This window comes from Micromonospora sp. NPDC023966, assembly GCF_040639095.1.
Classification (GTDB): Bacteria; Actinomycetota; Actinomycetes; order Mycobacteriales; family Micromonosporaceae; genus Micromonospora.
On sequence record NZ_JBEZZJ010000009.1, the window covers coordinates 138915 to 159132 of the forward strand.

At 74.1% G+C, this 20218-nt stretch carries 22 protein-coding genes; 13 read left to right on the top strand and 9 right to left on the bottom strand.

Annotation, left to right across the window (positions count from 1 at the left end):
* Positions 1 to 9 precede the first annotated feature (9 nt).
* Positions 10 to 963, bottom strand: coding sequence for a S41 family peptidase (locus AB0F68_RS15270; RefSeq protein ID WP_357337670.1), 954 nt, complete (start codon positions 961 to 963; stop codon positions 10 to 12).
* 56 nt (positions 964 to 1019) lie between these two features.
* Here AB0F68_RS15270 and AB0F68_RS15275 point away from each other — a divergent pair, with 56 nt between their 5' ends.
* The 5 genes from AB0F68_RS15275 (at position 1020) to AB0F68_RS15295 (ending at position 5958) form a co-directional block, all read left to right on the top strand.
* On the top strand, positions 1020 to 1538 hold the full coding sequence (locus AB0F68_RS15275) for a helix-turn-helix domain-containing protein (RefSeq protein WP_357337673.1): 519 nt from the start codon (positions 1020 to 1022) through the stop codon (positions 1536 to 1538).
* A gap of 136 nt (positions 1539 to 1674) precedes the next feature.
* Positions 1675 to 3954, top strand: coding sequence for an EAL domain-containing protein (locus AB0F68_RS15280; RefSeq protein ID WP_357337676.1), 2280 nt, complete (start codon positions 1675 to 1677; stop codon positions 3952 to 3954).
* Between the two features lie 129 nt (positions 3955 to 4083).
* Complete coding sequence (locus tag AB0F68_RS15285; RefSeq protein WP_357337679.1) at positions 4084 to 4716, top strand: hypothetical protein; 633 nt, start codon at positions 4084 to 4086, stop codon at positions 4714 to 4716.
* A gap of 147 nt (positions 4717 to 4863) precedes the next feature.
* The gene (locus AB0F68_RS15290) at positions 4864 to 5622 is read left to right on the top strand and encodes a MerR family transcriptional regulator (protein ID WP_357337681.1); all 759 of its coding nucleotides are present in this window, start codon (positions 4864 to 4866) and stop codon (positions 5620 to 5622) included.
* 18 nt (positions 5623 to 5640) lie between these two features.
* Complete coding sequence (locus AB0F68_RS15295) at positions 5641 to 5958, top strand: antibiotic biosynthesis monooxygenase family protein (RefSeq protein WP_357337684.1); 318 nt, start codon at positions 5641 to 5643, stop codon at positions 5956 to 5958.
* Positions 5959 to 6006: 48 nt separating this feature from the next.
* Here AB0F68_RS15295 and AB0F68_RS15300 read toward each other — a convergent pair whose 3' ends face one another.
* Together AB0F68_RS15300 and AB0F68_RS15305 are read right to left on the bottom strand one after the other, a co-directional pair.
* Positions 6007 to 7524 (bottom strand): SLC13 family permease, encoded by a 1518-nt coding sequence (locus AB0F68_RS15300; RefSeq protein ID WP_357337687.1) that lies wholly within the window; start codon positions 7522 to 7524, stop codon positions 6007 to 6009.
* Between the two features lie 46 nt (positions 7525 to 7570).
* A complete protein-coding gene (locus AB0F68_RS15305) occupies positions 7571 to 9112 on the bottom strand; it encodes a gluconokinase (protein WP_357337690.1) in 1542 nt (513 codons plus the stop codon).
* Between the two features lie 253 nt (positions 9113 to 9365).
* Between AB0F68_RS15305 and AB0F68_RS15310 the strand changes: the two genes are divergently transcribed.
* Entirely contained in the window at positions 9366 to 10529 is a 1164-nt protein-coding gene (locus AB0F68_RS15310; protein ID WP_357337692.1) for a hypothetical protein, read from the top strand.
* Positions 10530 to 10533: 4 nt separating this feature from the next.
* Here AB0F68_RS15310 and AB0F68_RS15315 read toward each other — a convergent pair whose 3' ends face one another.
* Together AB0F68_RS15315 and AB0F68_RS15320 are read right to left on the bottom strand one after the other, a co-directional pair.
* Positions 10534 to 10965, bottom strand: a complete 432-nt coding sequence (locus AB0F68_RS15315; RefSeq protein WP_357337695.1) for a VOC family protein — start codon at positions 10963 to 10965, stop codon at positions 10534 to 10536.
* Positions 10966 to 10974: 9 nt separating this feature from the next.
* Positions 10975 to 11556, bottom strand: a complete 582-nt coding sequence (locus AB0F68_RS15320; protein ID WP_357337696.1) for a hypothetical protein — start codon at positions 11554 to 11556, stop codon at positions 10975 to 10977.
* A 108-nt stretch (positions 11557 to 11664) separates the two neighbouring features.
* Between AB0F68_RS15320 and AB0F68_RS15325 the strand changes: the two genes are divergently transcribed.
* Positions 11665 to 12834, top strand: a complete 1170-nt coding sequence (locus AB0F68_RS15325) for an aminoglycoside phosphotransferase family protein (RefSeq protein ID WP_357337702.1) — start codon at positions 11665 to 11667, stop codon at positions 12832 to 12834.
* On the opposite strand, the gene AB0F68_RS15330 is transcribed toward AB0F68_RS15325, so the two are convergent.
* On the bottom strand, positions 12783 to 13685 hold the full coding sequence (locus AB0F68_RS15330) for an AraC family transcriptional regulator (RefSeq protein WP_357337807.1): 903 nt from the start codon (positions 13683 to 13685) through the stop codon (positions 12783 to 12785). The two genes, AB0F68_RS15325 and AB0F68_RS15330, sit on opposite strands and share 52 nt — an antisense overlap.
* 127 nt (positions 13686 to 13812) lie before the next feature.
* On the opposite strand from AB0F68_RS15330, the gene yidD reads away from it, so the two are divergent.
* Entirely contained in the window at positions 13813 to 14172 is a 360-nt protein-coding gene (gene yidD / locus AB0F68_RS15335; RefSeq protein ID WP_357337810.1) for a membrane protein insertion efficiency factor YidD, read from the top strand.
* Positions 14173 to 14176: 4 nt separating this feature from the next.
* Here the strand turns inward: yidD and AB0F68_RS15340 are convergent, their stop codons facing one another.
* Positions 14177 to 14911, bottom strand: coding sequence for a DUF2071 domain-containing protein (locus AB0F68_RS15340; protein WP_357337704.1), 735 nt, complete (start codon positions 14909 to 14911; stop codon positions 14177 to 14179).
* Between the two features lie 33 nt (positions 14912 to 14944).
* Entirely contained in the window at positions 14945 to 15817 is an 873-nt protein-coding gene (locus AB0F68_RS15345; protein WP_357337706.1) for an alpha/beta hydrolase, read from the bottom strand.
* 142 nt (positions 15818 to 15959) lie between these two features.
* Here AB0F68_RS15345 and AB0F68_RS15350 point away from each other — a divergent pair, with 142 nt between their 5' ends.
* The gene (locus AB0F68_RS15350; RefSeq protein ID WP_357337711.1) at positions 15960 to 16709 is read left to right on the top strand and encodes a hypothetical protein; all 750 of its coding nucleotides are present in this window, start codon (positions 15960 to 15962) and stop codon (positions 16707 to 16709) included.
* The gene (locus AB0F68_RS15355; RefSeq protein WP_357337714.1) at positions 16699 to 17388 is read left to right on the top strand and encodes a Fic family protein; all 690 of its coding nucleotides are present in this window, start codon (positions 16699 to 16701) and stop codon (positions 17386 to 17388) included. The genes AB0F68_RS15350 and AB0F68_RS15355 overlap by 11 nt, the downstream gene beginning before the upstream one ends.
* Here AB0F68_RS15355 and AB0F68_RS15360 read toward each other — a convergent pair.
* Positions 17319 to 17687, bottom strand: coding sequence for a VOC family protein (locus AB0F68_RS15360; RefSeq protein WP_357337716.1), 369 nt, complete (start codon positions 17685 to 17687; stop codon positions 17319 to 17321). The genes AB0F68_RS15355 and AB0F68_RS15360 overlap by 70 nt on opposite strands.
* A gap of 126 nt (positions 17688 to 17813) precedes the next feature.
* Between AB0F68_RS15360 and AB0F68_RS15365 the strand changes: the two genes are divergently transcribed.
* From AB0F68_RS15365 to AB0F68_RS15375, 3 genes are all read left to right on the top strand, one after another.
* Positions 17814 to 19061: an RNA polymerase sigma factor gene (locus AB0F68_RS15365; RefSeq protein ID WP_357337719.1), complete on the top strand. Its 1248-nt coding sequence runs from the start codon at positions 17814 to 17816 to the stop codon at positions 19059 to 19061.
* Between the two features lie 77 nt (positions 19062 to 19138).
* On the top strand, positions 19139 to 19789 hold the full coding sequence (locus AB0F68_RS15370; RefSeq protein WP_357337725.1) for a DUF998 domain-containing protein: 651 nt from the start codon (positions 19139 to 19141) through the stop codon (positions 19787 to 19789).
* A 1-nt stretch (position 19790) separates the two neighbouring features.
* Positions 19791 to 20162 (top strand): YciI family protein, encoded by a 372-nt coding sequence (locus AB0F68_RS15375; RefSeq protein ID WP_357337728.1) that lies wholly within the window; start codon positions 19791 to 19793, stop codon positions 20160 to 20162.
* The last annotated feature ends 56 nt before the right edge of the window (positions 20163 to 20218 follow it).

The window sequence follows — 20218 nt, forward strand, 5'->3', positions numbered from 1 at the left end:
CCTCAGGGCTCAGCCGAGGGTGGCCAGGGCCTCGCGCGCCTCGGCCGCCGCCGGCCCCTGACGGTCCGCCGCCAGCAAGGCCTCCAGAGCCCTCCGGTACGCGACGTCGCGCGCCGCCCCGGCCGGCGTCTCCACGTCGGGGACGACCCCGCAGCCCTCCCAGTTGGTGCCGCTCACCGCGTTGACCGGCCGGGCCACCGGCACGGTCAGCTCCAGGTGCGGGTGCAGCCGGTGCCCGACCCGCGGGTGCGCCCCGCCCCGGGTCCGCTCGCCGACCACGGTGGCCCGGCCGAGCTGCTGGAGGTCGTACGCCAGCTCCTCGCCGCCGGAGAACGTCTCCGGGCCGGTCAGCACGAACACCGGCTTGTCCGGCGCGTAGCGGGGCACGGGCAGCCAGGCGGCGCTCCAGTACTGGTGGGTGGCCCCGGCCCGCTCGTGCATGGTGTGCAGGTGGGTCGGCTCGGCGAAGAACCAGCCGCAGACCAGGGCCACCATGTCGGGGCTGCCGCCCCGGTTGCCGCGCAGGTCGAGCAGGAGCGCGTCGGTGCCGGCGAGCAGCCGCAGCGCGGCTACCACGAGGTCGCCGGCGAGCTGCGGCGGGAAGAGGTAGGGCGCGATCTCCAGCAGCCCCACGTTGCCGGGCAGCCGCTCCACCCGGGCCATGCCACCCATGGTCTGCGCGGCGAGCTGGACGAACTGCACCTCGGCCGGGTCGTCGGCGATGTCGGCAAGGGGGGTCTCGTGGTGCTTGAGCCGCAGGTGCAGGTCACCGTTGGCCTCCTGCAGGTCGGCGGTGACCAGCGCGCCGAGCGCCGCCGCGTCGCTCGCGTCGGCGTAGGCGCCGGCGCGGAGGCGGTCGCCGAGGTGGGCGGCGATCCGGCCGGCCACCTCGGGAAAGACGTACTGCTCGGCGACCAGCTTCGCGGCCCGCTCGATGATGTCGGTGGTCTCATCCTGACGCATGTTCCGAGTAGAGCAGGCCGGTTGACAAAGCGTCAAGAGAATTAGACGCTTTAGCGGTGAACCACGAACCCGAGCTGGAGGTCCGCACCCCGGCCCAGTTCAAGGCGCTGGCCCACCCGTTCCGGCACCGGCTGCTCTTCGCGCTCGGGCCCGGGCCGGCCACCATCAGCCAGCTCGCCACCGGGCTCGGCGCGGCCAAGGGCACCGTCGCCCACCACCTCAAGGTGCTCACCGAGGCCGGCATGGTCCGCATCGCGCACACCCGCCAGGTCCGCGGCGGCACCGAGCAGTACCACGAGCGCGCCTTCCGCCGCCTGGTCGGCGAGACCGCCGACGCCGGCGCCACCACCGCGCTGTTCGGCGCGGTCGCCGAGGAACTGGCCGGCGACCCCGACCCGCTGCTGCACCTGCGCCACCTGCGGCTCACCCCGGCCCAGGCCGAGCGGCTGCGGGCCACCCTCGACACGCTGGTCGGCGAGGCCGAGGAGGCCGGCCCGGACCAGCCCCGCTACGGCGTCCTCGTCTCCCTCTACCGCCGACGTGACCCGGCGGACCCTGGGCCGCAGGGGTGGTGACCGACGCCGATCGGCTCTGGCGGCGGCACCCGAGGGCTGACTAGGCTTGCGCCGATCGCCGTCCGCAACCGGTCCTCATCGTCGAGGGTGCCCGTCTGGGAGAGAGCCGGAGCGAATCGTTGTACCCCAGCAGGACGTGAGCCTCGCCGCCGTGGCGCCGGCCCGTCGCCCGCTCTCCGGCCGTGTCGGGCTCGTCGCGGCCGCCCTCGCCGTACCCGGGGAAGCGATCTGGCTGGTCACCGGCCTGCCGGGCGGGGCCCTGGTCAGCGACCTCGGCGCGGTGACGATGGCGAGCTGGGCGGCGGTGGCCTGCACGGGCGTGGCCCGGCGGCACCCGGCCCCGCTGCGCCGGTTCTGGGCGCTGCTCGCGGCCACCATGATCCTCGCTGCGCTCGGCCGGACGGTGTGGACGGTCGAACGGCTCGGCGGGCACGACCTGCCGCACACCCCGCTGGTCGGCGGGCTGTTCACCGCCGGCATCCTCACCGGCACCGCCGCGCTGCTCTGCTCCCTGGCCGCCCCGCGCAGCCTGGTCGGGCAGGCCCGCACCCTGCTCGACGGCGTGATCGTCGCGCTGGCCCTCATCCCGATCGGCTGGGTGGTGGTGTTCCGCGACCTCGCCGACGCCGAGCTGACCGATCCGCTGCGCACCGCCGGGCTGCTCTATCCGATGCTCGACCTGATGCAGCTCACCATCCTGGTGGCGGTCGCCGGGCCGGCCCGTCCGATGTGGCGGGCGCTCACCCTGATCGGCGTCGGCCTCGCCATCCGGGCCGGCGCCGACGCCGTCTACGTCTCCCTCGTCGCGCACGGCACCTACGCCCCCGGCCACCCGATCGACGTCTGCTGGCCGCTGAGCTACCTGCTGATCGGCCTCGCCACCCGCTACCCGCCGCCGCCCACCTGCGCGGGAGACGAGGAGACCGGCGAGTCGCCGCTGCCGCCGTGGTGGCGGGTCGCCCTGCCCTACCTGCCGGTGGGCGGGGCGATCATCGCCGTGGTGCTCTCCCGGCGGCCCACCGGGCAGACCCCGCACCTGATCTTCGTCGGCATGATGACGCTGCTCGGGGTGCTCGCGGTGCGGCAGGGGCTGGCCGCCAACGAGAACCTGCGGCTGGTCGCCCGGCTGCGCCGGCTCGCATACTCCGACCAGCTCACCGGCCTGCCCAACCGGCTGACCTTCACCCGGCGGCTGCGCCGGGCCCTGCGCGACGGCGGCCCGGTCGCCGTGCTGCTGCTCGACCTCGACGGGTTCAAGCAGGTCAACGACCGCTTCGGGCACGCCGCCGGAGACCGGCTGCTGAGCACCATCGCGGAGCGGATGCACGACGCGACCGGCCCGGACGGGATGATCGCGCGGCTCGGCGGCGACGAGTTCGCCGTGCTGGTCGCCGGGGACCGGCCGGTGGCGCCCGAGCGGCTCGCCGTCCGGCTGCTCGCCGCCCTCGAACCGCTGCCCGGCGAGGAGGACCTGGGCGTACACCCCTCGGCCAGCATCGGCATCGCCGAGTACGGCCCGCAGCACACCTCCCACACCGACCTGCTCCGCGACGCCGACATCGCCATGTACGCGGCGAAGGCGGCCGGCAAGTCCGTGTACCGGACCTGCACGCCGCAGCTGCGGGAGTCGGCGGTGACCCGGGCCGAGCTGATCGCCGACCTGCGCCGCGCGGTCGACGAGGGCCAGCTACTCATGGAGTTCCAGCCCATCGTCGACCTGCCCACCGGCGCGGTACGCAGCGCCGAGGCGCTGGTGCGCTGGCGGCACCCCCGGCTCGGGGTGCTCGCCCCGGCGCGGTTCCTGCCGCTGGCCGAGGAGACCGGCCTGATCATCGCCATCGACCGGTGGGTGATCCACGAGGCGTGCCGGGCCGCGGCCGCCTGGCGGGAGCGCACGCCCGAGGTGACCGTCGCGGTCAACATCGCCGCCGCCCACCTGCGCCGGCCCGACCTGATCGCCACGGTCACCGAGGCGGTCGGCGCGGCCGGCCTGCCGCCCCGCGCGCTCACCCTGGAACTCACCGAGTCGGCGCTGATCGAGGGGAGCGAGGCGGTGCTCGACCGGCTGACCCAGCTCCGCGACCTCGGGGTCGGCATCGCCATCGACGACTTCGGCACCGGCTACTCCTCGCTGAGCTACCTGCACCGGATCCCGGCCACCGAGCTGAAGATCGACCGGTCCTTCGTGTCCCGGCTCGACGCCGACGACCCGCGGGCGTACGCCACGGTGGAGATGGTCAACCGGCTGGCCGGCGCGTTCGACCTGGCCGTGGTCGCCGAGGGCGTGGAGACCGGCAGCCAGCACGCCGCGGTGACCGCGATCGGCTGCCTGCACGGCCAGGGCTGGCGTTACGGCCGCCCGGTCGCCCTGGCCGAGCTGCTGCACGCGCTCACCCCGGTCGACGCGACCCGCTGACGGGCCCGGCCGGCGCAGGGTCGAAGGTCCCGGGCAGGACGGGGGGTTCGGCCCTGCCGGCGGTGCCCACTCCACCGCCACGATGGTGTCGGCAAGCAACGGAGACACCATCCATACAGGAGACCAGAGATGAAGCGACGGACGCTCGACCTGTTGTTCAGCATCGGTGGGCTGGGCCTCGCGGTCCTGCTGCTCGTCGTCGGCGTCGTCCTGACGACGAACGCCAACTTCGCCAACCGCTACGTGCACGACCAGCTCGCCGCCCAGCACATCAGCTTCACGCCGGCCGACCGGCTCAGCGACGAGGAGAAGAAGTCGGCCTGCCTGCGCGAGTACGCCGGCCAGCCGCTCACCAGCGGCAAGCAGGCCGAGTGCTACGCAAACGACTACATCGGCCGGCACCTGAAGTCGATCGGCGGCGGCAGGACGTACGCCGACCTGGGCGAGCCGCAGACCGCGCTGCGCGAGCAGGTGGCCCAGGCCGAGCAGGCCAACGCCGCCAACCTGGCCGACCTGCAGAAGCAGCTCGCCGACGTCAGCGCCCAGCGGGAGACCGTGTTCAAGGGCGAGACGCTGCGCGGCCTGCTGCTCACCTCGTACGGGTTCAGCGAGTTCGGCCGCAAGGCCGGGCAGGGCGCCCTGGCCATGTACCTCGGCGCGGCGCTGCTCCTGCTGCTCTCGGTCGCCGGCCTGGTGCACGCCTTCCGCACCCCGGCCAGCGAGACGTTCGCCGCCCCCGAGAAGGAGCGGGTCAGCGCCTGACCCGCTCCGATCGCCCCGGCCTCCCGCACCCCCTCGGGAGACCGGGGCGATCGCCGTTTCCCGCCGGCCCGGTCGCGCCCGCCGCAGAATCGGGCTTGACCCTCACGCAACGGGAGGCGGGAGCCTTGTCGCGGAAGGGAGGGAACCATGGCGTACACGGTGGGTCAGGTGGCGCGGGCGGCCCGGGTCACGGTCCGGACGCTGCACCACTACGACGAGATCGGGCTGCTCTCGCCGAGCGGCCGCACCGCAGCGGGCTACCGCCGCTACGACGACGCGGACCTGGAACGGTTGCAGCTGATCCGGGCCTACCGGGAGCTGGGGTTCCCGTTGGAGGAGATCGCCGAGATCCTCGACGACCCGAGCGGCGACCCGTTGCCGCACCTGCGTCGGCAGCACGAGCTGTTGAGCGGGCGGATCGGGAAGCTGCGGGAAATGGTCGCGGCGATCGAACTCGCGATGGAGGCGAGAAAATTGGACATTCAGCTCACCCCGGAGGAGCGGTTCGAGGTGTTCGGCAACTTCGACCCCGACGAGCACGCCGAGGAGGCCGAGCGGCGCTGGGGCGGCACCGAGGCGTACCGGCAGTCGACCGAGCGGGTCGGCCGGTACTCGAAGGAGGATTGGCTGCGCAACAAGGCCGAGAACGAGGAGTGGGGGCGGCGGATCACCGCGCTCATGGAGTCGGGCGCGCCGGCCGACTCGGCGGAGGCCATGGCGCTGGCCGAGGAGCACCGGCAGCTCATCAGCCGGTGGTTCTACGAGTGCTCGTACGAGATCCACACCGGGCTGGCCGACATGTACGTGGCTGACCCGCGGTTCACCGCGTACTTCGAGAAGATCCGGCCGGGGCTGGCCGCGTACCTGAACGAGGCGATCCACGCCAACGCGATCAGCCGGGCCTGATCCGCCCCGGGTGCCAGGATGGGCCCGACGGCTCACCCTCCGGAGGTCACGTTGTTCATCGTCGCCGGCACCCTCTACGTCGACCCGGCCCAGCGAGACGCGTACCTGGCCTCCTGCACCGACGTCGTCCGGGCGGCCCGCTCGGCTCCGGGTTGCGTGGACTTCGCGGTCAGCGCGGACCTGGTCGAGCCGGGACGGATCAACGTCTACGAGCGGTGGGAGTCCGACCAGCAACTGCTCGACTTCCGCGGCTCCGGCCCGGACGGAGAGCAGGCGGCGATGATCCTCGGCGCGGAGGTGCACAAGTTCCGCATCTCCGGCGTCGAGGCCCCGTGACCCGGGCGCCCGACCGGCCGGGCCGGGCGCCCGCGCGACAAGCGTCCGCTAGAGGATCAGATCCAGCAGGAGGACGCCGGCGAAGCCGACCACCGAGATGATCGTCTCCATCACCGACCAGCTCTTGATGGTCTGCCCGACGGTCAGCCCGAAGTACTCCTTCACCAGCCAGAAGCCGGCGTCGTTGACGTGCGAGAAGAACAGCGAGCCGCAGCCGATGGCCAGCGCCAGCAGCGCCACCTCGGAGCCCGGGAGAGTGGCGGCCAGCGGCGAGACGATGCCGGCGGCGGTGATGGTGGCGACGGTGGCCGAGCCGGTGGCCACCCGGATGCCGACGGCGACCAGCCAGCCCAGCAGCAGCGGGGAGAGGTTCGCGCCCTCGGCGGCGTCCGCGACCAGGTTGCCCACGCCCGCGTCGACCAGCACCTGCTTGAAGCCACCACCGGCGGCGACGATCAGCAGGATGCCGGCGATCGCCGGCAGCGAGCCGCCCAGAAAGCCGGAGACCTGGTTGCGGCTGAACCCGGTCCCGTAGCCCAGGAAGATCATCCCGAAGATGACGCCGGCCAGCAGGGCGACGATCGGAGTGCCGACGATGTCCAGCGCCTTGCGGCCGGCGGTGTCCTCGGCCAGGGTCAGCTCGCCGATCGCGCGCAGCAGCATCAGCACCACGGGCAGCAGCACGGTGACCACGGCGGCCCAGAGCGCCGGCTCCCGGCGGGCGCGCGGGCCCACCGGTTCTTCGATCGGCGCGCCGGGGCGCCCGGCGCCCGGGTTGACCAGGTCGTCCTCGGTGACCAGGTCGCCGTCGGCGTCGAGCCGGCCCTCGCCGGGGCGGGTCGGTCGCCGGTCCCCGCCGACGGCGAGCGGCCGCCGGGTGGGCAGCAGCGCCTCCGGCGCGGTGGCCGGCACGTAGCGGGCGATGAAGTTGCCGAAGACCGGACCGGCGATGATCACCGTCGGGATCGCCACCAGCAGGCCCAGGGCCAGGGTCTGGCCGAGGTTGGCGCCGAGCGCGTCGATCGCGACCAGCGGGCCGGGGTGCGGCGGAACCAGGCCGTGCAGCACCGACAGGCCGGCCAGCGCCGGGATGCCGATCTTCATGAGCGGCACGTCGACCCGGCGGGAGACCAGCAGCACGATCGGCACCAGCAGCACCACGCCGACCTCGAAGAAGAGCGGGAGCCCGATCAGCGCGGCCACGCCGGCCATGGCCCAGGGCAGCGCGCCGCCGGAGACCCGGCCGACCACCCGTTCCACGATGCTGTCGGCGCCGCCGGACTCGGCGAGCAGACCGCCGATCATCGCGCCGAGCGCGATCAGCAGGCCGACGCCGCCGACGGTGGAGCCGACCCCGCCGCTGAACGAGGTGACGATCTTGTCGGGGCTCACCCCGGCGACCACGCCGAGCACGGCCGCGCCGAGGATCAGGGACAGGAACGGGTGCACCTTGCCCCAGGCGATGAGCACCACCACCGCGGCGATGCCGAGCAGGGCGGCGATGACGAGCTGGGTGTTGCCGGCGTTCGTGAGGGGTTCCGCCGGTGCGGCGAGCAGTGTGACCACGGCAATCACGACCTTCGGTAGTCGTCCGTGCCTCCGGGACGGGCGATCACTGGGGAGGAGCGGTGGGGGGCGGCTCCGGCGGCAGGCTCGGCGCCAGCCGCCGCAGCGACGCGAACGTCGGTACGAGCGCGTCGTACAGCTCGGAGAAGAGCGGCAGCAGGGCCGCGTACGTGGCGGCGGAGGTGGGGTCCGGGTGGACCGTCTCCTCGATCCGGACCAGGTCGGCGGCGACCTCGATCGAGTCGATCAGGCCGAGCGCCTGCATGCCGAGCAGGGCGGCGCCGAAGCTGGAGCCCTCGTGCCCGGCCGGGAAGCGCACCGGCATGCCGAGCGCGTCGGCGAGGATCTGCCGCCACAGCGGGCTGCGGGCGAAGCCGCCGCTGGCCCGGATCTCGCGTACCTCGTTGCCGGCGGCCCGGACGGAGGCGAGGACGAGGGCGAGCTGCTGGCAGACCCCCTCCAGCGCGGCCCGGACCAGGTGCGGCCGGCCGTGTCCGTGGGTCAGCCCGACGTACGCGCCGCGGGGCAGCGCGCTCCAGTGCGGCGCCCGCTCGCTGAGCAGGTACGGCAGCATGATCAGCCCGCCGGAGCCGACCGGCGCCCGGGCCGCCAGGTCGAGCAGCTCCTCCTCGGCGTGCTCGCCCAGCTCCGGGGCGAGCGCCTCGTTGGCCCACTGCAGGACGATCCCGCCGTTGTTGATCGCCCCGCCGACCACCCAGCGTTGCTCGGTCAGGGCGTAGCAGAAGACGCCGCCGAGCGGGTCGACGCCGGGGCGTTCCACCATCACCCGCATCGCCCCGCTGGTGCCGATCGAACACGCCACCTCGCCGGGATGCACCGCGCCCAGCCCCAGGTTCGCCAGCGGACCGTCGCCGGCGCCCACCACGATCGGGGTGCCGGCGGGCAGGCCGGTGGCCACGGCCGCCTCGGCGGTCAGCCCGGGCAGCACGTGGGTGGTGGGGACGAGCTGCGGGAGCTGCTCCTCGGTGATCCCGGCGATGCCGAGCGCCTCGGCGTCCCAGGCCAGCCGGTAAATGTCCATCAGCCCGGTGGCGGAGGCGACCGAGTGGTCGATGACCAGCGTCTCGGCCAGCCGCAGCAGCACGTACTCCTTGATGCCGACCCAGTGCGCGACCCGCTCGTGCAGCTTGGGTTGCTGCTCGGCGAACCAGACCAGCTTGGGCAGCGGCGCCATGGGGTGCACCGGGGTGCCGGTGCGCCGGTGCAGGGCCAGCCCGGCGGGGACGGCGCGCAGCCGCTCGGCCTGGGCGCTGGCCCGGGAGTCGGCCCAGGTGACCGAGGGGGTGAGCGGGGTGCCGCCGGCGTCGAGCCCGATCAGGCTGTGCATGGCGGTGCTGAACGACAGGCCGGCGATGGGCTCGCGCAACTCCTCGACCACCGCCCGGATCGAGCCCACCACCGCGTCGTAGATCCGCACCGGGTCCTGCTCGGCGTACCCGGGGTGCGGTTCCTCCAGCGGGTAGCCGATCGAGTGCGTGGCGAGTTGCCGGCCGCCGGTGTCGTACGCGACCGCCTTGGTGCTGGTGGTGCCGATGTCCACGCCCACCACGACGGCCGGGTCGCCCACCGGTGCACCTCCTCGCGTCCCGGGGTCGCGGCGCGTCCCGCCCTGCGGCTGACGTTACCGACGCACCGACCCCCTCGCATGGCGAAGCGCGGCCGCCCGGACCACGGTGAACCGACGCAGAAGATTCCGCCTAACGTGTCGCGCAATCACCCTTTCGGTCAAATTGGTGACTTGCGCGTGTCTTGCCACCCCTGCGCCGCCGTTGACATGAATGACACCCCGATTGGTGGGCTCGCGCGGCGGAGGAGTCGGCGTGGCGATGACTGATTCGACGGGTTCCACATGGCGCTACCGGTGGGCGCACCGGCAGAACGACCGGCGACAGCGGGCCTTCCGCATGGCCGACGAGGCGTGGCGACGCCGCGACGACGAGCTGCGCCGACTGCGTACCCTCGCCGGGTCCTTCCACGGCTCGGCCGAGGCCGGCGCGGGCCTGCCCATGGAGCTGGGCCCCGGCGAGGTGGTCTTCTGGACGCTGCCGGCCGCGCAGCTGGTCGAGGTGCGGCACACCGCCGTGCTGCCGGCCCCCGAGCTGACCGTCGACCCGGAACCGCCGGTGCTGCGCCCGCGCCGCCCCGAGGGGGTGAAGGTCGTCGACGCCGGGCTCGCCGTGCTCACCAACCGGCGTCTCGTGCTGCTCGGCGGGCGCGGCCGGCGGGACTGGACGTACGGCCGGATGACCGGGCTGTCCCACGACCCCGGCGCGCCGGTCACGCTGATCCAGGTCCTCGATCGGCGGCGTACCTCCGGTCTGCTGCTGCCCACCGGCGCGGTGGCCGACTTCCGGTTCAAGCTCACCCTGGCCTTCGCCGACGCGATCGAGCAGCGCGCCGCGGTCGTCGCCCAGCTCGACGAGCTGATCGCGGAGCACGAGGCGGTGCAGCCCGTCCGGCCGGCCGTGCTCACCCCGGCCCAGGCCCGGTTCTCCGCCCGGCTTCCCGGTGGCCGGCGGACCGTGGCGGTCGGCGCGGCCCTCGCGCTGATCGTGCCGGCCATGCTCTTCGAGTCCGACCCGCCGGTGCGCCCCGGCTCCGAGATGGCCTCCGCGGCCACCCCGGCGGCCACCGCCACCCCCACGCCCCCGCCGATCGCCCCCGCCGTCCAGGTCAAGCCCAACCCCGGGCCGCAGCGCACCCGAACCACGCCGGCCACCGCGCCGTCCCGGAGCACCCCGTTCCAGCCGGCCGCCGAGCGGCGCTGCGGCGCCCCGGCCAACCCCTACGGGTACGACTTCTGCGGGGGCCAACGGATCCGCAAGCCGGCCGCGGGGATCTGCGACTGGTTCGAGTGCGTGCCCGGCTTCTGGTCCGGCCGGGGCTGGCTGGTGCAGTGCCGCGACGGCACGGTCAGCCTGACCGGCGGGCAGCGCGACTCCTGCGCCGACAACCGGGGCTACCGCCGGACCTTTTGGACCTGACCGGTCAGCCGTCGAGGTCGGGGACGGTGAGCGAGCCGTCCTCGGCCAGCGGGAAACTCGGGTTCCAGGCGATCTCCCACAGGTGGCCGTCCGGGTCGGTGAAGCAGCCCGCGTACCCGCCGTAGAAGGTGTCCCGGGCCGGCCGCGTGACCGTCGCGCCGGCCTCGGCGGCCCGGCCCAGCAGCTCGTCCACGTCGGCGCGGCTGCGCACGTTCTGCGCCAGGCTGATCCCGCCGAATCCGTCCCCGCCCGGGTCGGCCAGGCCGGCGTCCTCGGCCACCTTCTCCCGCCCCCAGAGCACCAGGGCGAGGCCGCCGGCCTGGAAGAAGACGGTCTCCTCGACCTCCTGGCCGCGCCAGCCCAACCGCTCGTAGAAGGCCCGGGCCCGGGCCAGGTCGGCCACGCCGAGGGTGATCAGGCTGATCCGCTGCTCCATGCCCGGACCCTACCCGCCGATCCGCGCCGGGCGGGGCGTCCGGCGCAGCGGGAGCAGGCCGGCGAGGACCAGGGCCGCGCCGACCGGCAGCAGGTCCAGGTTCACCCCGATCGCCACGAACCCGACCAGCACCAGCACCGGCGCCCACACCGGCAGCAGCCGCGCCGCCGCGGCCCGGTACAGCAGCACCAGCAGGCCCAGCTCGAACAGTGCCGGCCCGCCGAGCAGCACCGCGTCCGGCGTCTCCACCGCGTCGGCGAAGCGCGGGAACAGGTCGCCGAGGATCACCCAGATGAAGGCGGCCGCGCCGACCAGGCCGGCCAGCGCGGCCAGGTCGTCCACCGCCCGCAGCCGGGTCGAGCGGGTACGCAGCACGCCGTGCAGGCCGACGATCAGCGCGGCGAACCCGAGGATGCCGAGCAGAAACAGGGTGTGCCCGGTGTTCCACGCCCAGGCGCCCTTGTCACTGTGCCCGTCCAGCCGGTCGAGCAGGCGAAGCAGGCCGTAGCCGAGGAGCAGCAGCGACGCGGTCACGGCCACCGGCCGCAACCAGGGGTACGTGGGACGCGTCCGGATATCGGTGAGGGTCATGGCGTCAGCCTGGTCGCCGGGCGGCCGGGGGACATCCGGGCTGACCCCCCAACCGCCCCCCGATTAACCGTTCGCGTCCCTCAGGGATGCGCCACTAGCGTCCGGCAGGTGTCCCGCACTGTGACCCTGGTCCTGCTCGACGCCGCCGGCCGGCCGCTCGGCGCCCTGCCCCCGTACGACGTGCCGGAGCCGTGGTGGCAGCAGGTCGGCTCGATCGTCGACGAGGCCCACCGCCGGTACGGCGTCGACGTCGCCGTGCTGCGGCTGCTCGCCGGCGACCGCCCCGAGCCGCCCGGCGGCCACATCACCTACCTGGCTCAGGTCACCGAGCCACCCGCCGTGCCCCTGACCCCGGCGCCGGTGGACCTCGCGCCGCACCCGCTGCGCGCCCCGTACGCCGAACCCGGCGGCCCGGCCCGCAGCGTCGCCTGGGCCACCGCTGAGCTGAGCCGGCTCGGCCGGCCGACGACCACCGTGGCGCAGCACCGCACCTGGAACCTGTCGGCGATCTGGCGGCTCGACGGCCCGGCCGGCAGCGCCTGGCTCAAGCAGGTGCCGCCGTTCTTCCGGCACGAGGCGGCCGTGCTGCGCTGGCTGAACACCGCCGCGCCCACGGCCGCCCCCACCCTGCTCGCCGCCGACGACACCGGCCGGATCCTGCTCGACCACGTGCCCGGCGAGGACCGCTACGGCGCCGACGAGGCGGAGCGGGCCGCCGTCGCCGCCGAGCACCACGCCGTGCAGCTCCGCGCGGCCGGCGAGGCCGCCGGGCTGGTCGCGGCCGGCGTACCCGATCTGCGCGGGCCGAAGCTGGCCGCCTGGATCCGCGACCGGCTGGCCCCGCACGACCAGACCGTGGCCGCCGACCTGCTCGCCGGCCTCGACGACCGGCTCGACCAGGTCGGCGACTGCGGCCTGCCCGACACCCTCGTGCACGGCGACCTGCACCCCGGCAACGTGCGCGGCGACGGCACCCGGCGGGTCGTCATCGACTGGGGCGACGCGTTCGTCGGCCACCCCGCCTTCGACATCCTGCGCCTCACCGAGACGCTTGACCCGCCCGTCGCCGGCCGGCTGCGCGCGGCCTGGGCGGCGCGCTGGCGGGCCGACGTGCCGGGCAGCGACCCGGAGCGCGCCGTCGAGCTGCTCCGCCCGGTCGCCGAGCTGCGGATGGCCGCCGTGTACGCGATGTTCCTCGCCGGCATCGAGCCGAGCGAACACCCCTATCACCTCGGCGACGTGCCGGCCTGCCTGTCGCGGGCCGCCGCCGTGGCCTGACGCACCGGGATCCACAGCTCGGCGTCGGCGGTCCGCCCATCCGCCGACACCCGCACCTTCGAGATCTCCGGCCCCGGACGGGTCTCGTACGGGTTGGACGGGAACCACTGGGTGAACACGTCCCGCCACAGGTGCTGCACCGCCTGCGGGAACGCGCCCGACACGGTGAACACCGCCCAGGAGCCGGCCGCCACCGGCAGCCGGTCCAGGTCCGCCGGCACCTCCGCGCCGGTCACCACCGCGTGCCAGTAGTCCAGCTCGGTGCCCTCGGCCCGGGAACCGGCCAGGTCGTCGCTGACGTTGACGATGCCGCCCGGCTCCTGGTCGGACAGCGCCTCGATCCGGCGTACCGCCTCGGGGTCGATGCCCTTGAGGAACGCCACGATGTGCGGGTTCATCCCCTCGTGGACCAGCGGCACCCGGGCCTTCAACCCGGCGAGCTGGAAGGCGTCCTTGGTCACGATCCGGTAGTCCATGGTGGTGCTCCCTTCGACGACGAGCCGGAAGGACATCCGGGGCTGCGACCGCAGCACCGCCCCGGTGCGCCGGGCCTCGGCCGGGCCGACCCCGTGCACCGCGCGGAACGCCCGGGCGAACGCCTCGTTCGAGCCGTACCCCCAGCGGACCGCCACGTCGAGTAGCGACGCCTCCCCGGACAGCACCTCGGCCCCGGCCACGGTGAGCCGGCGCCGGCGCACGTACTCCGACAGCGGCATCCCGGCCAGGACCGAGAAGAGCCGCCGGAAGTGGTGCTCCGACGTGCAGGCGATCCGGGCCAGCCCGGCCACGTCGAGCGGCTGGTCGAGGTGGCGTTCGAGATGGTCCATGGCCTGGTTGAGCCGCTCCAGCACCCGGTGCTCCTTCCTTTTGACGCCCTCGACGCTAGGCATCAACGATCCGCCCCACCCGACCCCACCGAACCCGATCCGATCGGTTGGCCGCGTCCTGGCGCGGGTGTCGCATCATGGCGTTGTGATCATGCGGAAGCGGCGCCGCCGCAAGAAGGACCGGGACTGGTGCGACTGCGACCTGCCCTGTGACGGCCCGGGCTGCTGCGACCTCGGCCTCTTCTCGCTGCTGCTGACCCTCGGCTCGGTGGCCGCCGGTGTGGTGCGCAGGCCCGCCGTGGACCGCGCTGGCCGCGCCGCCATCCTCGGCTATCGTCGCTGGCTGTCGCACCGTTGGCCCGCCCAGTGCCGCTACACCCCCACGTGCAGCGCCTACGGCCTGGCGGCCGTGGAGAAGTACGGCCTGGCGGTGGGCGGGCGGCTGGCGGCCGAGCGGGTCCGTCGCTGCCGACCCGACGTCCCGCGCGGCACCCACGACCCGTTGCGCTGACGACTCAACGTAGGGGAGCCGGCCCGCCGAACACCACCGGGATGCCGGGGGAGTAGAGCACGCTCACCGGCGGCCCGGCCGGCGGCGGCAACCCGGCGGCGGTGACCAGGTCGTCGTCCAGGTGCAGCAGTTCGGCCCGGTGCAACGGCCACTGCGGATGCCAGTTCGGCAGGTGCAGGGTGTGCCCGTACGCCCGGGTGTGCAGCCCCCAGCGGGCGGTGAGGAAATGCTCCAGTGGCGTCGGGTCGGCGATCGGCTCACCGACCCGGACCGCCATCCGGCTGGCCGCGCCGAGCGGGCCGGGCCAGCGGCGCCGGCAGCGGTAGGTGAGGCGGTCGCCGTCCCGCTCCAGCCGCATGGCCGACCACTTGTACGGCAGCCGCAGGCTCAGCTGCGCGACCAGCACCGGCACCAGCCGGGAGGCGTCCAGCGAGCGGAACACCACGGCCCGCCGCCCGGTGCCGTCGATCGAGTACAGCCGGACGTTGGTCTCCCAGAAGGTGCCGAAGTACGGCACGCCCGGTCCCCGCCCGAGTCCCAGCCCGACCATCCGGAAGCCGATCAGCCCCACGTAGCTGAGCCCGTCGAGGGTGTCCGGCCGGGTGCCGACGGGCAGCAGCGGCGCGACCAGCTCCGGCTCGACCGCCCAGTGCAGGAAGGTGAGGTCCTGCCAGCGCTGCCGCAGCCACGAACGCCGGAACGCCCGTACGGGCGCCCACTCGACCGGCTCGATGTCCACGCGTCCCATCGTGCCCCGCGAGTCCCCGCGCGGTCAGGAGAGGAACGCCAGCAGGTGCCGGAGCGTCTCGTCGGGCGCCTCCTCGGGCAGGAAGTGCCCGGCCGCGATCGGCCCGCCCTCGACCTGGTCCGCCCAGGACCGCCACACCTCAAGCGGCCGGTACCAGGTCGCGACCGGACCGGCGTGGCCCCAGAGCGCCAGCACCGGACAACCGATCCGGCGCCGGCCGCGGTCGGCCCGGTCGTGCTGGTAGTCCAGGGTCGCCGCCGCCCGGTACTGCTCGCAGATCGCGTGGATGGCCTCCGGTCTGCCGAGCTTCGTCACGTACTCCGCCCGGACCGGCGCGGGGAAGGCGTCCGGCACCTCGGACAGATCGTCGAGCATGTGGTCGACGATGACCTCGGGGGCCTGCGCGACCAGCCGCTCCGGCACCGGCTCGGGTGCGGCGAGGAACGACCAGAGCCAGAACCCCAGACTGAACGCCATGTCGGCGCGGTCGAACGCGTCGGCGGTGGGCACGATGTCGAGCACCGCGAGCCGGGTCACCGCGTCGGGATGGTCCAGCGCCATCCGGTACGCGCACCGCCCGCCGCGGTCGTGCCCGACCACGGCGAACCGGTCGTACCCCAGCAGCCGCATGACCTCCAGTTGCTCGGCGGCCACCCGCCGCATGCTGTACGGGGCGTGGTTCGGTGCGCTGGGCGGCGCTCCGCTGCCGCCGAAGCCGCGCAGGTCCGTGGCGACCACGGTGAACCGCTCCGCGAGCCGCGGCGCGACCCGGTGCCACATCAGGTGCGTCTCGGGCATGCCGTGCAGCAGCAGGACCGGCGGCCCCTCACCAGCCCGCCGCCCGTGGATGGTCGTGTCGCTGGTGACGACGTCCAGTTCCTCGAAGCCGTCGAACACCGGATGCCGCCTCCTTTCCCGGCTCTCGTGAACGCGCCCCGGTGCACCGACCGACACACCGCCGGCGCGCCCTAACTCGGAGAACGGGTGACCCGCTTGCTCTGATGACCCAGGATCCACCGCGCCGACCCCCGGGAGTCGCATGAACCGCAGCTCCGACCCGGACGAGTACGCCAGGTTGCAGGCCCGCTTCGAGGCCCGGAAGCCGATCCTCCCGTGGTCGCTGACCTGGGCCGAGGTCGACCCGGCCCGGCACCCCTTCGACCCGACCACGGCACCGGAGGCCATCCGGTCGCTGCCCCCGGCCGCCACCGTGCCCGCCCCCGCCGAGCGGTCGGCGCTGCGTTACGAGGCCGGCGACGAGTGGGCCGACGCCATGAGCTTCGCCATCCTCGACCGGTACGGCCGCTGGGCCACCGGGTGGCGCTACAGCGTCGGCGAGGGCGACATCGGCGGCGGCCCCGTCGGATCCTGGTGCTGCCCCAGCCACTCCATCAGCACGCCGGAGGCGACCCTGACCGTGGTCGCCGACGCACTGCTGGAATGGCGGACCTACCTGGAGGACCTCGCCGAACGCTTCGGCCGCTTCCTGCCCCTGGTCACCGACCCCGCGCAGCCGGAGGCCATCGTCCTCGACGCCTGGGAGCGGGCCGTAGCCAACCTGGTGACCGTCGTCGTGGACCGCAGCGGCGCGGAGAGCGGTTGGGAGCATCACTGCAGGCAGGTGCTCGGCTGGTTCCTCACCGCCGCCGGCGTGCCTGCCGGCCGGCACGAGCGGCTGATCGACACCGCGATCGGGGGTCGGTTCGCCAGTTGGGTCGCCCCGACCAACCTGGTCATCGGCGAGGTCGCCGAACGCCTCGCCGCGGACGTCACCGACGATGCGCGATGACCTGCTGACCTGGTGCCGCATCCGGGATGAGGTCGACTGGGCGGCCACCGCCCACCCGGTCGGCGGCCCGGTCACCGGCCGCCGCGACGGGATCGTGGACTTCGTCCGCGGCCCGGTCACCGCCCGCGACCCGGCCCGGGCCGCCCGCCTGCTCGCCGCCATCGCCCAGGCCCGCGCCACCACCGGCCAACCGTTGTCGTACGCGCTGCTCGCCAGCTGGCAGGCCACCGTGCTCGGCGTGCCGGAGGTGAGGTTCCGGCGCGGGCCCGCATTCGCCAAGGGCGGCCGGGAGCGGTACGGCCTGACCGTGGACACGGCCGAGCAGTTCGGGCACTGCCTCGCCCAGTCGGCCGACCCGGAACTGCCCCTCGCCGCCCGCGCGGCCCGCGCCTACCTCGACGTGGCGTTCTTCCACCCGTTCCCCGACGGCAACGGCCGGGCCGCCATGCTGGCCCTCGACGCCGTGCTGCGCCGCGCCGGCGTGGTGCTGGACCAGGTCGCCCCGGTGCTGCTGGTCCCACGCCGCGCCGACGACCCCGACGGGGCCCGCGACCTGGCCCGGCTGGTCGACGTGCTGATCGCCGCCACCCGCCGCCGGGCCCGGACGCCTCACTCCGGCCGGTGGCAGACCGCCTCGACGTTGTTGCCGTCCGGGTCGCGGACGAACGCCCCGAAGTAGGTCGGGTGGTATTCCGGCCACACCCGCGGCGCGTGCAGCACCTCGGCGCCGGCGGCCACGGCGGCGTCGTGGAACGCCTGCACGGCCGCCCGGTCGGGGGCGGTGAAGGCGATGTGCGCCTCCAGCGGCCCGCCGCCGTCGGCGGGCGCGGGCACCAGCCAGAAGTCGGGACGGTCGACGCCGTAGCCGATCGGGCCGGGCTCCATGATCCGGCGGCCGCCCAGCGGGGCGAGCACCGCGTCGTAGAAGGCGGCGCTGGCCGGCAGATCGCGCACCATGACGGAGAAGTGGTCGAGCATGTCGTCTCCCTGCGATCGTCGATGACCGCGCCAGGCTATGAGCCGCCTACGACACTTCCCCGCCCGAGCAGTGCCTGACCCCACAGGTGCTGGCGAAACGTCGGCCCGGCCTGCTGAGATGTGCCCATGGGGGAGTTCGACGCGCGGCGCACCGTCGAGGCGGTGTGGCGGATGGAGGCCGGCCGGGTGGTCGCCGGCATCGCGGCGCTGGTCCGCGACGTCGGCCAGGCCGAGGAACTCGCCCAGGACGCGCTGGTCGCCGCCCTGGAGCAGTGGCCGCGCGACGGCGTGCCGGCCAACCCGGGAGCGTGGCTGACCACCGTCGGCAAGCGCCGGGCCATCGACATGCTGCGCCGCAGCCAGACCCAGCAGCGTACGCTCGCCGAGCTCGGCCGGGACCTCGACGAGCAGGTCACCCCCGACTTCGACGCCGCGCTGGACGAACACATCGCGGACGACCTGCTGCGGCTGATCTTCGTGTCCTGCCACCCGATCCTGTCCCCGATCGCCCGCGCCGCGCTCACCCTGCGGCTGATCGGCGGCCTCACCACCGGCGAGATCGCCCGCGCTTTCCTCACCACCGAACCCACCGTCGGCCAGCGCATCACCCGGGCCAAGCAGACCCTCGCCAACGCCAGGATCCCGTTCGAGGTGCCCGGCCCGGCCGAAGCCGCCGAACGCCTCGACTCGGTCCTCGAAGTCGTCTACCTCATCTTCAACGAGGGCTACTCGGCCACGGCCGGCGACGACTGGATGCGCCCCGCCCTCAGCCAGGAAGCGCTCCGCCTGGCCCGGCTGCTCCAGGGGCTCATGCCCGACGAGCCCGAGGTGCACGGCCTCGCCGCGCTGCTGGAGATCCAGGCATCCCGCACCCGCGCCCGCACCGCCCCCGACGGCGCACCGATCCTCCTCAACGACCAGGACCGCAGCCGCTGGGACCAGCTGCTCATCCGGCGCGGCCTCGCCGCGCTCGACAGGGCTCGCACCGACCACCCCGGCCCGTACACCCTCCAGGCCGAGATCGCGGCCTGCCACGCGCGGGCGCGTACCCCGGAAGAGACCGACTGGGCGCGGATCGCGACCCTCTACGCGGAGCTGGCCCGGCTCGTGCCCTCGCCCGTGGTGGAGCTGAACCGGGCCGTCGCCGTCGCCCAGGCCGACGGGCCCGCCGCCGGCCTCGAACTCGCCCGGGAGCTGGAGTCCGAGCCGGCGCTGGCCGGCTACCACCTGCTGCCCAGCGTGATCGGTGACCTGCTCGTCAAGCTGGGCCGGCACGCGGAGGCGCGGGCCGAGTTCGAGCGCGCGGCGTCGCTCACCGGCAACGCCCGCGAGCGGGCGCTGCTGCTCGACCGGGCCGCCGCCTGCGGCTCGTAAAAAATCTTGAAAACTCATGTCGGATCCCGGTCGCCCCGATCGACGCGTCAGTGAGAACCGACGACGAGGAGATCGAGATGACCAGCACGACGCTCACCCAGGCCGGGACCACACGGGGTGTCTCGACCGCCACCCTGCTCACCGCCGGCGCCGCCGCCGGCCCGCTGTTCCTCGCGCTGGGCCTCGCCCAGGCGTTCACCCGGGACGGCTTCGACCCGAGCCGGCAACCGCTCAGCCTGCTCGCCCTCGGCGAGTTCGGCTGGATCCAGATCGCCAACTTCGTCGCCTCCGGGCTGCTCGCCCTCGCCGGGGCGGTCGGCTTCCGGCGGGCGCTGCGCGGCGCACCGGCCGGGACGTGGGGGCCGGCGCTGGTGGCGGTGCTCGGCGTCGGGCTGATCGTCGCCGGGGTGCTCCGCGCCGACCCGAGCATGGGCTGGCCGGCCGGCGCGCCGGAAGGCAACCCCGAGACGATGAGCTGGCACTCCTACGGGCACGGGGTCGGGGCGATGCTCTCCTTCGGCTCGCTCACCGTCGCCTGCCTGGTCTTCGCCCGCCGCTTCGGGCGGGTGGGCGCGTTGTCGTCGGTCCTCGTCGCCCTGGCGACGGTCGTCGTCATGGCCTGGCCCGACCAGGGCAGCATCAGCGTCCGGATGGCGCTCGGCGCGGCCCTGGTGTTCGGCTGGCTCACCGCGGTTTCCCTGCACACGATCACCGAGAGGAAGCACTGAGATGCGATTCATGTTGATGCACAAGCTGGACGAAGCCGTCCCCGGCAACTTCGAGCCGTCGCCGGAGTTCATGACCCGGATGGGCGCCTACTTCGAAGAGGTGACCAAGGCCGGGATCCTGCTCGCCGCCGAGGGGTTGTGCAAGAGCAGCGAGGAGTCGGCGCGGATCACCGCCACCAAGGGCAAGACCACCATCACCGACGGGCCGTTCACCGAAACCAAGGAACTGATCGCCGGGTTCGGGCTGATCGAGGTCCGGTCGAAGGAGGAGGCGGTCGAGTGGGGAAAGCGATTCGTTGATGTCTTCGTGGAGAGCGGCATTGACGTCGAGGTCGACGTCCGAAGGGTAAGCGAAGGCCCGCACGAAGGCTGAAATGACGCACTGGGGCTGAGCCTCTATCGGAAAGCGGACCGGGTGGCATCGGAGCG

What these genes read in the sequence shown, in the direction of transcription:
- AB0F68_RS15370 (WP_357337725.1), top strand. Translation starts at nt 19,139, where the DNA reads ATGACCAGCACGACGCTCACCCAGGCCGGGACCACACGGGGTGTCTCG.
- AB0F68_RS15355 (WP_357337714.1), top strand. Translation starts at nt 16,699, where the DNA reads ATGCGCGATGACCTGCTGACCTGGTGCCGCATCCGGGATGAGGTCGAC.
- yidD (WP_357337810.1), top strand. Translation starts at nt 13,813, where the DNA reads ATGCGGAAGCGGCGCCGCCGCAAGAAGGACCGGGACTGGTGCGACTGC.
- AB0F68_RS15320 (WP_357337696.1), bottom strand. Translation starts at nt 11,556, where the DNA reads ATGACCCTCACCGATATCCGGACGCGTCCCACGTACCCCTGGTTGCGG.
- AB0F68_RS15295 (WP_357337684.1), top strand. Translation starts at nt 5,641, where the DNA reads ATGGGCCCGACGGCTCACCCTCCGGAGGTCACGTTGTTCATCGTCGCC.
- AB0F68_RS15285 (WP_357337679.1), top strand. Translation starts at nt 4,084, where the DNA reads ATGAAGCGACGGACGCTCGACCTGTTGTTCAGCATCGGTGGGCTGGGC.
- AB0F68_RS15315 (WP_357337695.1), bottom strand. Translation starts at nt 10,965, where the DNA reads ATGGAGCAGCGGATCAGCCTGATCACCCTCGGCGTGGCCGACCTGGCC.
- AB0F68_RS15270 (WP_357337670.1), bottom strand. Translation starts at nt 963, where the DNA reads ATGCGTCAGGATGAGACCACCGACATCATCGAGCGGGCCGCGAAGCTG.
- AB0F68_RS15290 (WP_357337681.1), top strand. Translation starts at nt 4,864, where the DNA reads ATGGCGTACACGGTGGGTCAGGTGGCGCGGGCGGCCCGGGTCACGGTC.
- AB0F68_RS15375 (WP_357337728.1), top strand. Translation starts at nt 19,791, where the DNA reads ATGCGATTCATGTTGATGCACAAGCTGGACGAAGCCGTCCCCGGCAAC.
- AB0F68_RS15350 (WP_357337711.1), top strand. Translation starts at nt 15,960, where the DNA reads ATGAACCGCAGCTCCGACCCGGACGAGTACGCCAGGTTGCAGGCCCGC.
- AB0F68_RS15365 (WP_357337719.1), top strand. Translation starts at nt 17,814, where the DNA reads ATGGGGGAGTTCGACGCGCGGCGCACCGTCGAGGCGGTGTGGCGGATG.
- AB0F68_RS15360 (WP_357337716.1), bottom strand. Translation starts at nt 17,687, where the DNA reads ATGCTCGACCACTTCTCCGTCATGGTGCGCGATCTGCCGGCCAGCGCC.